This is a genomic window from Streptomyces sp. NPDC041108 (assembly GCF_055592645.1).
The window spans coordinates 182,665-194,930 of sequence record NZ_JBVIYK010000014.1; the positions used below are offsets into that span (position 1 = coordinate 182,665).

The 12,266-nt window shown below is 73.0% G+C and carries 13 protein-coding genes; 6 read left to right on the forward strand and 7 right to left on the reverse strand.

Annotated features, from left to right (window positions below; translation table 11 throughout):
- The first annotated feature begins 63 nt into the window (after positions 1-63).
- Positions 64-732, forward strand: a complete 669-nt coding sequence (locus ACZ6BB_RS32430; RefSeq protein WP_471618675.1) for an HAD-IA family hydrolase — start codon at positions 64-66, stop codon at positions 730-732.
- Between the two features lie 149 nt (positions 733-881).
- On the opposite strand, the gene ACZ6BB_RS32435 is transcribed toward ACZ6BB_RS32430, so the two are convergent.
- Positions 882-1,817: an NAD(P)-dependent oxidoreductase gene (locus ACZ6BB_RS32435; protein ID WP_471618676.1), complete on the reverse strand. Its 936-nt coding sequence runs from the start codon at positions 1,815-1,817 to the stop codon at positions 882-884.
- A 68-nt stretch (positions 1,818-1,885) separates the two neighbouring features.
- Between ACZ6BB_RS32435 and ACZ6BB_RS32440 the strand changes: the two genes are divergently transcribed.
- Entirely contained in the window at positions 1,886-2,254 is a 369-nt protein-coding gene (locus tag ACZ6BB_RS32440) for a winged helix-turn-helix transcriptional regulator (protein ID WP_471618677.1), read from the forward strand.
- A gap of 315 nt (positions 2,255-2,569) precedes the next feature.
- Here the strand turns inward: ACZ6BB_RS32440 and ACZ6BB_RS32445 are convergent, their stop codons facing one another.
- The gene (locus ACZ6BB_RS32445) at positions 2,570-2,890 is read right to left on the reverse strand and encodes an antibiotic biosynthesis monooxygenase family protein (RefSeq protein WP_471618678.1); all 321 of its coding nucleotides are present in this window, start codon (positions 2,888-2,890) and stop codon (positions 2,570-2,572) included.
- A gap of 125 nt (positions 2,891-3,015) precedes the next feature.
- Positions 3,016-4,140, reverse strand: a complete 1,125-nt coding sequence (locus ACZ6BB_RS32450; RefSeq protein ID WP_471618679.1) for a peptidoglycan-binding domain-containing protein — start codon at positions 4,138-4,140, stop codon at positions 3,016-3,018.
- 209 nt (positions 4,141-4,349) lie between these two features.
- Here ACZ6BB_RS32450 and ACZ6BB_RS32455 point away from each other — a divergent pair, with 209 nt between their 5' ends.
- Positions 4,350-6,596, forward strand: a complete 2,247-nt coding sequence (locus ACZ6BB_RS32455; RefSeq protein ID WP_471618680.1) for an MDR family MFS transporter — start codon at positions 4,350-4,352, stop codon at positions 6,594-6,596.
- 74 nt (positions 6,597-6,670) lie between these two features.
- Here ACZ6BB_RS32455 and ACZ6BB_RS32460 read toward each other — a convergent pair whose 3' ends face one another.
- Entirely contained in the window at positions 6,671-7,228 is a 558-nt protein-coding gene (locus ACZ6BB_RS32460) for a GNAT family N-acetyltransferase (protein WP_471618681.1), read from the reverse strand.
- 158 nt (positions 7,229-7,386) lie between these two features.
- Between ACZ6BB_RS32460 and ACZ6BB_RS32465 the strand changes: the two genes are divergently transcribed.
- Both ACZ6BB_RS32465 and ACZ6BB_RS32470 read left to right on the forward strand, forming a co-directional pair.
- On the forward strand, positions 7,387-8,130 hold the full coding sequence (locus ACZ6BB_RS32465; protein ID WP_471618682.1) for a hypothetical protein: 744 nt from the start codon (positions 7,387-7,389) through the stop codon (positions 8,128-8,130).
- Positions 8,131-8,135: 5 nt separating this feature from the next.
- Positions 8,136-8,738, forward strand: a complete 603-nt coding sequence (locus ACZ6BB_RS32470) for a hypothetical protein (RefSeq protein WP_471618683.1) — start codon at positions 8,136-8,138, stop codon at positions 8,736-8,738.
- A 115-nt stretch (positions 8,739-8,853) separates the two neighbouring features.
- Here the strand turns inward: ACZ6BB_RS32470 and ACZ6BB_RS32475 are convergent, their stop codons facing one another.
- Positions 8,854-9,285, reverse strand: coding sequence for a DnaJ family domain-containing protein (locus ACZ6BB_RS32475; RefSeq protein WP_471618684.1), 432 nt, complete (start codon positions 9,283-9,285; stop codon positions 8,854-8,856).
- A 118-nt stretch (positions 9,286-9,403) separates the two neighbouring features.
- Here ACZ6BB_RS32475 and ACZ6BB_RS32480 point away from each other — a divergent pair, with 118 nt between their 5' ends.
- Complete coding sequence (locus ACZ6BB_RS32480; RefSeq protein WP_013004086.1) at positions 9,404-9,799, forward strand: FHA domain-containing protein; 396 nt, start codon at positions 9,404-9,406, stop codon at positions 9,797-9,799.
- A gap of 17 nt (positions 9,800-9,816) precedes the next feature.
- Here ACZ6BB_RS32480 and ACZ6BB_RS32485 read toward each other — a convergent pair whose 3' ends face one another.
- Entirely contained in the window at positions 9,817-10,488 is a 672-nt protein-coding gene (locus ACZ6BB_RS32485; protein ID WP_471618685.1) for an O-methyltransferase, read from the reverse strand.
- Positions 10,489-10,602: 114 nt separating this feature from the next.
- Positions 10,603-11,877, reverse strand: coding sequence for a DUF2330 domain-containing protein (locus ACZ6BB_RS32490; RefSeq protein WP_471618686.1), 1,275 nt, complete (start codon positions 11,875-11,877; stop codon positions 10,603-10,605).
- Between the last annotated feature and the right edge of the window lie 389 nt (positions 11,878-12,266).

The window sequence follows — 12,266 nt, forward strand, 5'->3', positions numbered from 1 at the left end:
CTCGCCGGGCCCGACCGTCCGCGGCCCCGTTCTTTCGCTCTCCCCGCGCTTTGGAGCTTGCTGATGACGGCCACCACCGTTCTGACCGCCCGCGCCCTCCTGCTGGACATGGACGGCACCCTCGTCAACTCCGACGCCGCCGTCGAACGCGTCTGGCGGCGCTGGGCCGAGCGGCACGGACTGGACGGCTCCGAGATCATGCGGGTGGTGCACGGCCGCCAGGGATACGCCACCATGGCCGTCCTCCTGCCCGGCCGGCCCATGGCGGAGAACCACGCGGACAACGCGCGGATGCTGGCCGAGGAGACCGCCGACGTCGACGGCGTCGTCCCGATACCCGGCGCGCAGGAGTTCCTCGCTGCCCTCGTCGACGGCGGCGTGCCGCACGCCCTCGTGACCTCGGCGGACGTCCCGCTGTCCACCGCGCGGATGGCCGCGGCCGGCCTGGCGCTGCCCGAACTGCGCGTCACCGCCGAGTCGGTGGGCGCGAGCAAGCCCGACCCCGAGGGCTTCCTGAAGGGAGCCGCCGAACTGGGCGTCGCCCCCGAGGACTGCGTCGTCTTCGAGGACTCCGAGGCCGGCATCGCGGCGGGGCGCGCCGCGGGAATGCGGGTCGTCGGCATCGGGGAGCGCGCACGGTCCCACGGCCCGGACGTGGTGGTCCCCGACCTCACCGCGGTACGGGTCGAGGCGACGACGGACGGGACGGTCCGGCTGCACGTGCGCGGCTGACGGGTGAGGAGCCCCCGGCTGTCCCCCGGGGGGGCCGGGAGGAGCCCTGGCCGCCCTCGCCCCCCAGGCCGGGGAGGAGCCTGTGCCGTCCCCCGGACCGGAGGGGAGCTACGCCCCCCCGGCCGGTGGGACGACGGCTCGGACAGGCGCTACCGGTCGCCCCCGGGGCGGTCGAGGACGTCCGTCAGCCGGGTGAAGCCGTCCGTGCCGTGGCCTCGGGCTATCGCCCGGCGGGCGAAGCCCTCGGCCGACCGCATGACGCTCGCGTCGATGCCGTGGGACTCGGAGACCTGGACGACGTGCGCCATGGTCGACACCGCCGAGGTGAGCGGATTGCCCTCGCCGGAGTGCCGGCCGCTGTCGACCTCCTCCGCACCCGCCTCGAAGAGCGCGGGCAGGATCGCGGCGATCCCCTGGGCGAACGGGGTCAGCTCCCGCGCGCCCACCCCCTCCGCCCGGGCCAGCGCCAGGGCGTGGGTGTAGCCCGCGATCGAGGTCCAGAAGAGGTCGAGCAGCGCGATGTCGTACGTCGCCGCCCGGCCGATCTCCTCGCCCAGGTGGGTGTGGGCGCCGCTCAGCGTGTCCAGCACGGGCCGGTGCGCCCGGTAGAGGTCCTCCGGTCCGCTGTAGAGGAACACACCGTCCGGGGTGCCGATGGTCGGCGTCGGCGTCATGATCGCGCCGTCCAGGTAGGCGACGCCGTGCTCGGCCGCCCAGTCGGCGGTGGAGCGGGCACGCTCCGGGGTGTCGGCCGTCAGGTTGACGACGGTGCGGCCCTTGAGCGCCCGGGTGACCGCCGGGTCGCGCAGGATCGCGTCCGAGGCGTCGTAGTTCACGACACAGACGACGGTCAGCGCGCTCGCGGCCACCGCCTCCTCGGCCGACCCCGCGCCGCGCGCGCCGCGCGCGGCCAACTCCCCGTCCCGGCCCGGCGTACGGTTCCAGACCGTGGTCCGCACCCCGGCGTCCAGGAACGCGCCGGCGAGGGCACGGCCCATCGGACCGAGGCCGAGTACGGTGACGGTGGGGGCGGGGGTGTGTGTACCGGTGGCGCTGCTGGTGGGCTCTGCGGTGTGTGCGGGCATGACTCGGTGACTCCTGTGGAAAATAGGCTGGTTGTCGATTCGCCGGGAACGGGCGAGGGGGAATGAGAATGTCGCGCAAGCGTGCCCAGGACCCGCATGTCTGCGGGGTGACCGCCGCGATCGCCGTGATCGAGGGCAAGTGGAAGACGTCGCTGCTCTGGAGGATGGAGTCCGGCCCGCACCGCCCGGGTGAGCTGCGCCGGATGCTGCCGGGCCTCAGCGAGAAGGTGCTGACTCAGGCACTCCGGGAGATGGAGGCCGACGGGCTCGTGCACCGGGAGGTGCACGACGTGCTGCCGTTGAAGACCGTGTACTCCCTGACCCCGTTCGGCCGTGAACTCTCCGCGGCGCTGGGGCCCCTGTCGGACTGGGGACACCGGCGCCTGGAGACCCTCACCGGGGTCGAGGACGAGCCGGTGTGCCGTCCGGCATCGTGAATCCTCACGGCATCGTGAAGCCTCGCGTCAGCGACATCGTCGCCGCAGTTGTCGCCGTCGCCGTGATCGCCGTCATCGGGTGCGCCTTCCGTCCCCTGGTTCCTGCCGTGCGACCCCTCGGCCGCTCCTTCCCCACAAGGGTCGCCTGACGGCCGCCGCCCGCCAAGTACCCACAAAAAGGTGGGTACTTGGCGGGACGGAAACGCCCCCGCCCGACGGCGCTCGCGCGGCCGTCGGAGGGGGCGACGGAGGGCGAAAAGGGGAGGGCCGGCGGTGCCGGGCGGTGTGCCGTCAGGACCCGGCCCTCAGGGCGGTCTAGGACCCGGTCTTCGGCCCCGTCTGCTGGACGACCTCGAACGACCAGACGGTCGAGTCGGAGGCGGCCGGCCGGGGGCGGTCGCCTCCGCCCTGGTGGGCCTGCTTCATGGGGCCGTCCATCCATGCCTGGAAGGCGTCCTCGTCGCGCCAGCGGGTGTAGACGAGGTAGTTGTCGGTGCCGTCGACGGGGCGCAGCAGTTCGAACCACTCGAAGCCGTCGGAGCTCTCGACCACCCCGGCGCGGGAGGCGAACCGCTTCTCCAGCACCTCGCGCTGCTCGGCCGGGACCGTGAGGACGTTGATCTTGACGATACTCATGGCCTCATCCTGCATCACCCGGGGCGGCCGCGCGCCGACCGACCCCGGCCGCCCACGTCGGCCGCCCACGTCGGCCGCCCACGTCGGCCGTGCTCGGCGCCCCGGCCGCGCTCGCCCCCGGTCGGTCACGGCTCCTTGGTCTCGGACTCCAGCCGTTCCCGGGTGACCAGGCCGTAGACGCCCGGCTCGTCCTGGTCCTTCGTGATGCCGCGGCTGCTCTGGTAGACGAGGACGGCCTGCTCGACCTGGCTGTCGTAGTTGTCGTCGATGTCACCGGTGTAGAGACCCAACTGGCGCAGTCTCAGCTGGAGTTCGGTGACCTCGGGGTCGTCGTCGCCGGGGCGGAGCGTCTTGGGGGCGGTCATGCGGCTGTCCTTCGCCCCGTCCGAGCCGGTGGCCGACGAGCCCGTGGACGCACCGGCGCTGGGCGCGTCGCTCCGCGTCGGCTCGGCCGAGACCGACGGCGACGGTGAGTCGGACGGCTTCGACGGCGACGGTGAAGGGGACAGGCTCCGTGAGGGGCTCGCGGTCGCCGCGCCCGCGCCACCGCCCGGCGGCGCCGGAGCGGGTGCCCCGCCCCCGCCCTCCCCGGACGGTCCGGCCGGCGATGCCTCCCCGTCCGGCGACGCGTCCGGCGCGCTCGCCCGCAGGTCGTCCGGCAGCGCGCGGTCCCGCTCCGGGGCGCTGTAAGAGAACAGACCGCTCGCGAACCCGGAGGCGGCCATCACCCCCGCGGCGGCGGTGCCGGCCAGCACGACGACGAGCCCCGCACGGCGGCGGCGTCGGCGCCCGGGGCGCCCTGCCGAGGTCTCCGGCGATGTGCGGTCCGTGGAGAGCGGTGCCGTGTCCGGCGAGGGCGGCGTACCCCACGCGCCGAATCCGGTGCCGGGCGTCCCCCTGCCCCGCCGTCCGGACGTCCGTCCGCCCATCGGGTCCGGCCCGGTCGCGGCTGTCGCCACTGTCGCCCCGGTCGCCGTCGTGGTCATCGGCATGGCGACCGTGGCGGCCCGGTCGGAGGCCGGTCCGCGGTCCGTCGTGGCGCGCGGTCCGTCGTGTTTCCCGTGCTCGTCGCCCAGTTCCACGTACGGGCGAATCCGGAGGGGGTCGAAGTCCTCCGCGGCCGCCGCCTCGGCCGTACGGGTTTCGAGCAGGGCCTCGGACGCGCGTCGGCCGCACGCGCAGGACGGTGTGCCGTCCGAGGCCCGGGGGGTGGAGCATTCCGGGCATATGTGACTGGTCGGTTCACTCACGTGTCGTTCCTCCCCGTGAAGTCTCCAGAGTTTAAGCAAATGGCCGACACGGAATCTCCCGGAAGCCCGGGGAATCAAGGGTTCCGGAACGGCTCGACAGGCCATAACCGGTCACACCGACCACGATGGAATGGACAGGGAGGAAGAGGAAACCCGAGGACGTCGTACGGGGACGCGGCGGGAGACCCTCGGCCCCACGGGAGGTCTGCATGACCGACGACACCAGCCACGCCCCGGCCGACGGTGGCGACGAGCCCGCGCACGCCGCCACCGGCGCACGTGCCGGTGCCGCGAGCGCCGCCGACGACGCCGGCGGCAGGGACGGCATCGCGGGGCGCACACCCCCGTCCGGCCCTCGTGGCCAGGGCGTTCCCGTCAACGAAGGGGTGTCCGGCGGGGTGATGGTCTCGATCGGGGCCCTTCTGCTGGGCATGCTGCTGGCGGCGCTGGACCAGACGATCGTGTCGACGGCACTGCCGACGATCGTGAGCGATCTGGGCGGCCTCGAGCACCTCTCGTGGGTGGTCACGGCGTACATGCTGGCCGCGACGGCGGCGACACCGCTGTGGGGCAAACTCGGTGACCAGTTCGGCCGCAAGCGGCTCTTCCAGACGGCGATCGTGATTTTTCTCATCGGGTCGGCGCTGTGCGGTGCGGCGCAGGACATGCCGCAGTTGATCGGGTTCCGGGCCCTGCAGGGCCTCGGCGGCGGCGGGTTGATGGTGCTGTCGATGGCGATCGTCGGCGATCTGGTGCCACCACGCGAACGCGGGCGCTATCAGGGCCTGTTCGGCGCGGTCTTCGGTGCGACCAGTGTGCTCGGGCCGCTGCTGGGAGGGCTGTTCACCGAGCATCTGAGCTGGCGTTGGGTCTTCTACGTCAACCTGCCCGTCGGAGTGGTGGCGTTGCTGGTGATCGCCGCCGTGCTGCACATCCCGCGCCGCGCCGAACGGCATGTCATCGACTACCTCGGCACCTTCCTCATCGCCTCCGTGGCCACCTGTCTGGTCCTGGTCGCCTCCCTCGGCGGCACCACCTGGGACTGGGACTCGGCGCAGGTCATCGGCCTCTCCGTGCTGGCCGTCCTGCTGGCCGTGGTCTTCGTGGCCGTCGAGCGGCGGGCCGCCGAACCCGTCCTGCCCCTCAAGCTGTTCCGCGTCCGCACCTTCACCCTCTCCGCCGTGATCAGCTTCGTCGTCGGCTTCGCGATGTTCGGCGCGATGACCTACCTTCCGACCTTCCTCCAGGTCGTGAAGGGTGTGTCACCGACCATGTCGGGTGTGCACATGCTGCCGATGGTGTTCGGGCTGCTGCTGTCCTCGACGGTCTCCGGACAGATCGTCAGCCGCACGGGCCGCTGGAAGGTCTTCCCCGTCGCAGGGACGGCCGTCACCACGCTCGGCCTGCTGCTCCTGCACCAGCTCGACGCGGAGACCGGCACCGGTGAGATGAGCGCGTACCTCTTGGTCTTCGGGCTCGGACTCGGGCTCGTGATGCAGGTCCTCGTCCTGGTCGTGCAGAACGCCGTCCCTTACGAGGATCTCGGCGTCGCCACCTCCGGCGCGACCTTCTTCCGGTCCATCGGCGCCTCGTTCGGCGTCGCCGTCTTCGGCACGGTGTTCGCGGGGCACCTCGGCGACAAGCTCACCGGCGCGCTCGAAGGATCCGCGCTCCCGTCCGGTGTGAGCGTGGACGGGCTGCAGGCGGACCCGCGCGAGATCGCCCGGCTCCCGGCCTCGCTGCGTCCCTCCGTCCTGGACGCGTACGCCTCCGCCATCACCGACGTCTTCGTCTACGCGGCCCCCGTCGCCCTGCTCGGCTTCGTCCTCGCCTGGTTCCTGCGCGAGGACCGGCTGCGGGCCTCCGTGACGGCGCCCGACGCCACGGAGACGCTCGCCAGCAACCCGGTCGAGCGGTCGTCGTACGACGAGGTGTGCCGGGCGCTGTCGGTGCTCGGGTCGCGCGAGGGCCGACGCGAGGTCTACCGGAAGATCACCGCACGGGCCGGCTACGACCTGCTGCCCGCCACGAGCTGGCTGTTGCTGCGGATCCGGCGGTACGGCTGGGCCGAGCCGGCCGTGCTCGCGGAACGCAGCACCGTCCCGCTCGATGTGATCATGGCCGCCACCCGGCAGGCCGAGGAGAGCGGCCTCGCCCGGCGCGACGGCATCGACCTCGTCCTCACCGACGCCGGACACGAGGCCGCCGACCGGCTCGCCAAGGCCCGTGAGGACTCCCTCGCGGAACTCCTCGGCGACTGGTGGGGGCCCGACCGTCCCACCGACCTCATCCGTCTGGTCGGGGAACTCAACTCCGAACTGTGCGGCTCGGACGCGGAGCGCCCGCACGACGACGGGGCGATCACGCGACGGCTGCCGGGCGGAACGACCGCCGGTGCGCCGCCCACACCACCCACGCCCCCGGAGGCTCCCTCGTCCACGTCGGTCTCCTCGTGAGCCGGTCGGCCCCTCGGTGAGCCGGGCGGCCCGTCCGTGGGCCCGTCGGCCCGTTCGTCAGCCGGTCGGTCTCCTCATGGGCCCGTCAGTCTCTTCGTGAACCAGTGCTCCGCGTACGGGTGGTCGTTGTGCGGGGCGCTCTCCTCGTAACCCAGCCGGGCGTACAGCGCGCGGGCCTCGACCAGGTCGCCACGGGTGTCGAGGACGATCCGCTCGGCGCCGAGCGTGCGGGCCGCGTCCTCGGCCGCCGTCACCAGGAGCGCGGCACCGCCCCTGCCCCGCGCCTCCGGCAGCAGGAACACCCGCTTCAGCTCGGCCGTCGCGGCGTCCGTCAGCCGCACCCCCGCCGTCCCCGCGGGCTCGCCCCCGTACCGCGCCACCAGCAGGACGCCGTGCGGCGGCGCCAGATACTCCCCGGTGTCCGCCGCGACCTCCCGCTCCAGCTCGTCCGGGTCGGTGGCGTGCCCCTCGTGCAGCAGGTACCAGCGGTCGCTGACCTCGGTGTAGTAGGCCCGCCAGAGCGCGGCGGCGACGGGGGAGTCGTAGGGCTCCTCGTCCACGGACCAGCCGGCGGCCGGGCGGTTCGCGTCCCTGCCGGGGCGCGTGGGGGATGTGGGGGTCGTGCGGGTCATGGCGGTCATTGTCGGGAGCGGGGGCGGGTGGTCCGCAAATGATTTACGCCGTCGTCCGCTCCCGCGCGCTTGCCGTTTGAACGAACGGGTTCGGGCAACCCGGTGCGAAACGGCCCGACGGGGCGAGACGCCCGGGCCGAGGACTCTGGAAGGCATTCATGTCCACAGGCTTGATCATCGCTTTGATCGTGATCGTGGCGGTCGTGGTCGTCGCGGCGGCCGTCCTGGCCCTGCGCGCCCGCGCGGGTGCGGGCGGCGGCGGATCCCTGAAGCGGCGTTTCGGACCGGAGTACGAGCGGGCCGTGACTCGCCATGACGGCGACGAGCGGGCCGCCGCCCGGGAACTCACGGAGCGGGTGAAGCGGCACGGCTCGATGGAGAAGCGGCCGCTGGCGGGCGCGGAGCGCGAGCGCTACGAGTCCCGCTGGGCGGCTGCCCAGGAGCGCTTCGTCGACTCGCCCCGTGAGGCGGTCGCCGAGGCGGACCGGCTGCTCGCCGAGGTCGCCGCGGCCCGCGGCTTCCCGGACGGCGGCCACTACGAGACCCAGGTGGAGGCGCTCTCCGTCCACCACGCCCACCATGTCCACGGCTACCGCCGGGTGCACCTCGCGGCGCACTCCGCACAGGGCCGCGACGGCATCACGGACGGTGCCGGACCCGGCACCGAGGAGATGCGCGAGGCCATGGTCGAGGCCCGCGCCCTGTTCGAGGACCTGGTGACACCGGGCCGCCGGGACGCGCGCGCGGACCGTGCGGACCGTCACGACACCGCCGGGCGACAGGAACCGGCACGCCGTGACGGCACGGTGCGCGACGACGGGCGCGACGGTGCGGCCACCGACGGCCACCACCGGTCCCATCTGCCATGGGCGCTCACCAGGCGCCACGCGAAGGGGAGTTGAGGACGATGACGGACGACGTGAACAGGAGCGACGGCATCCGGGAGCGCGGTGTGCGCGAGACCCGGGGCACGGACCCGGGGCGTGACGGCGTCAGGGAGAACAGGATCACGCCGGGCACGCGGGCGGCGGACGCCACCGGCTCGGCGGCCGGTACGGGCACCGGGGCTCCGCTCGTCGCGGGCCACGACACCACGACGGGCGGTACCGACGGCCGCGTCGGCAGGACGATGGGCGTCGACGACGAGCCCGGCCGGGGCCGCGGCGAGGACCGTGACAGGAGCGGGGACCGTGACAGGGGCGCCGCTCCGGGCGGCTCCCACGCCGCCGGGTCCTCCCTCCTGCCGCACGACGAGAACGACAAGCTGGCGACGCGGCTGCAGCACGCGGTCGGCGGATTCGTCGACGAACCCCGCTCCGCCGTCGAGGAGGCAGACCAGGTCCTCGAAGAGGTCACCGCCCGCTTCACCGACGCGGTGACCCGGCGCCGCCGGACCCTGCGCACGTCCTGGGAGACCTCCGCCGGCGACCGCGGGTCCACCGACACCGAACAGCTCCGGCTCGCCCTGCGCGACTACCGCGAGCTGACCGAACGGCTGCTGCGGCTGTAGCACCGCGGACAGTCACAGACGAGGCCGCGCCCCGGTTCGTGCACCGGGGCGCGGCCTCCTGCGTGCGCGGGGTGCGTGCGCGGGGCCGGAACCCGGGTGACGGGCACCGGCCGGGTCAGGCCCCTCGCGTGGCTCCCGGCCTCTCCCGCCGCTCTCGGCCCTCCCGCCACTCCCGTACGACCTCTTCCACGTCGTACGGCTTCAGGCCGAGCGGCGGTCCCGGTGGGGGTTTGAACATCATGTCGCGGATCTTGGCGTTGATCTCGGTGATGATCTTGCGGACGGCGTGTTCGGACGGAGCCTCGGCGGCGGTCGCGAGGGCGTCCTCCGCCTCCTTGCGCAGGGCCAGGGTCGGGGGCAGGACGGAGAGGCCCTCGCGGGCCATCTTCCGCTTGATCCACCAGAGTTCGTCATAGATCGTGTCGTCGTCCCGCAGGGGCCGGCCCGCGCCGGGGAGCGACGAGAAGTCGCCGCGCGCCTCCGCGTCACGGATCTGCTTGTCGACGAAGGACTCGAAGCTGACACCGGGTGGCTTTCGCTCGGTCATGCGTCCATTGTGCCGGAGCCCGCACAGCAGGACGATCCGGCGATTTATCATGCGGCGGCGGCGTGCCAAACGTGCCGTGCGCAGCGACAATTGGAGTTTGACCCGTTAGGAGCGGTACGTGCTCGAACTCACCATGGCCTCGGTCTCCGAGGCGGACGCCGGGGCGACGGCCGGCATGCAGATGGCTGACGCGCCCAGCGAGCCGGGCGGCGTGCTCCGGGTGGGCCGCGATCGGGCGGTGTGCCGGCTCGCGACACCGGACGACTGGCTCTTCGTCTCCCGCGTGCATCTGGAGTTCCTGTGCGCCCCCGACGGGAGCTGGCAGGTCACCTGGCTGCGGGGCTCGCACGCCGACCCCTCCTCCGAGGTGCGGCTGACCCTGCTCGGCCACCAGCCCTCACCGCTGCCGTACGGCGGCACCGCGAAGCTCCCGCACGGCGCCTCCGGTGAACTCGTCATCTACGACCGCACGGGCCCCCGCAGCGTCAACGTGGGCTTCTACCACGAGGCCTGACGGGGACCCGGGCGACATCAGTCCAGCACCCGGGCCAGCGCGAACCCGTCGTACCCCTTGGTGCCCACCGTCTGGATCGCCGTGCCGCTCAGCCTCGGGTGCGCGGCGATGAGTTCGATGGCGGCCCGGGTGCCGCGGACGTCCGGCTCGGTGCTGCCGGCGTCGGCGACCCGGCCGCCGCGTACGACGTTGTCGACGACGACGACGCTGCCGGCCCGGGTGAGCCGGAGGGCCCACTCCACGTAGTGCGGGTTGTTGGCCTTGTCCGCGTCGATGAAGACCAGGTCGAACGGCTCGGGGTTCTCGTCCGTCAGCTTGGGCAGCGACTCCAGGGCGGGTCCGACCCGTACCTCGACGATGCCGTCCAGCCCGGCGCGCGAGATGTTGCGGCAGGCGACCTCCGCGTGCCGGGCGCTGTACTCCAGGGAGACCAGCCTGCCGTCGGCGGGCAGTGCGCGGGCCAGCCAGATGGTGCTGTAGCCGCCGAGGGTGCCGATCTCCAGGATGCGGCGGGCGCCCTGGATCAGGGCGAGAAGATGAAGGAACTTGCCCTGGTTGGCGGCGACGTCGATGGCCGGGAGTCCGGCCGCCTCGTTGTCGCGCAGTGCCGCCTCCAGGGCCTCGTCGTTCGGGGCGAGGTGGGTGGTGAAGTAGGCGTCGACGTCGTCCCAGGTCCGCGACTCGCTCATGAAGCTGTGCCTCCCGCGCCTTTCGTCAGGGCAGTTACTTAGATCGACTAAGTAGGTGCGCTAAAGAATATAGGCGCGGGGCGGGCTCCCTGTCAGCGGTTCCCGGGGCGTGTTTCAGTCGATCGACCCGGACTTCGGGTCGGCCGGGGCCGCGGGGGCCTGCGGGTGGGCGCCCGGCGGCATCGGAGCGCCCGGGGACGGGAACGGGCCCGGCGCCGGGTACGCGCCCGACTGCGGCGGGTACGCCCCCGGCGGCAGGAACGCCCCCGGCGGCGGCACGGGCGGCAGCTGCCGCTTCGCGTTGCGCCTGAGCACGATCGCCACGGCCACCCCCTTGATCGCCAGCACGGCGATGCCGATGCCGAACGACAGCAGCCAGCCGGGGATGCCCCACACGGTCCACATCTCGTCCACGTGGATGACCTTTCTGTAGGTGTCGTCAGTCGCTGCCCGCCGCAGCGTGTGGTCGCCGGAGATCAGCTCCGGCCGCGGGAAGTCCTGCTCGACGGCGGTGAGGAAGTCCGTACCGCCCCCGGTGAGACCGGCGAGCGGGCCCGCCCGCCCCGCGAGGCGCCCGGCGAACGTCACCGACGGCTCGTCCCCGCCGATCGAGGAGCCGGGCTCCATCCGGTGCTCGGCGAGAACGTACAGGTCGAGGGCCTGCGGGGTGGTGGCCAGGCGGGACAGGCGCATCGGGTAGACCGGCGCGTCGGCGGCGAAGGAGAGATGCAGCGGGTCGAGGGTGCCGGTGAGCGGCAGACCGGCGGCGGTGTCCTCCGGCGCCAGGCGGACCGCCACGTACTCCCACTCCCGCCGCACGTACGGCTCCAGTGCCGTGTCCAGGCGGTCCGGGAGCGTGTAGCCGTTCTCGTCGAGCCAGTCGCCGAGGGCACCGGAGTCGGTGGCGGTCAGCCGGGCCACGTCGAACGGGCCGAGCCGTTCGCGGCCCACGACGTCCACCGGGGCCCCCGGACTCCGGGGCGCGGCGTCCCCCGCCGCACCGTCGCTCTCGAACAGGTCGAACGGCCAGTCCTCCGAGCGTGGCCAGAAGTACTCCCGCCGCTCGTACCGGGGTGCGGTCTCCGCGGCGAGCCGCTCGAAGACGGCCGCGTCACCGAGCTTCACCGTCGCACGGTTCGGCACCGGCATGATCCAGGCGGCCGTGCGGGCGTCGCCCGAGACCGTCAGACTCATGACGATCTGCTCCTCGCGGCCGTCCCAGCGCACCACGGACGTCTCGCGGTTCACGTACACGTTCCGCCGGCCGTCCGGCACCATCGCGCCGCAACCGCAGGCGTACGCCGGTGCCACGAGCGATGCCAGCTGGAAGCCCAGCAGAGCGAGCACGACGACCAGAAGTCGTCCGCGCCCTCGTACACAACCGTTCATCCCCCGTGCTCCCCCCGCCGTACGCCCGTGCCTGCGGCCATGCTTCCAGGTGTGTGTCAGTGACCTGTCACGACCCCGCACGTGATGTGCATCCGTCATCGACGTCGTGGCCTGCGAGGGCGGGCAACCTCGCGCGCACTATGGTCATCCCGGACAAAACAGAGGTGACTCCGTGTGAAGAGGGGGTTACCCGTGTCCTGCGACGGGGACGGTGCCGGACGTGGACGGCTCGGAGGGACGGCAGCGCGTGGCGAGGGAGCAGAGCAGAGGGGGCGGTTCTGCCGGAGCGGGTCTGACGGTGGGCCGGCTGGGGGCGGTGTGTGCCGTGCTGTGGTTGGTCGTCGCGGTCCTGGCGGCGCGGCAGATCGCGGTTGTGTTGCGCACGCCGA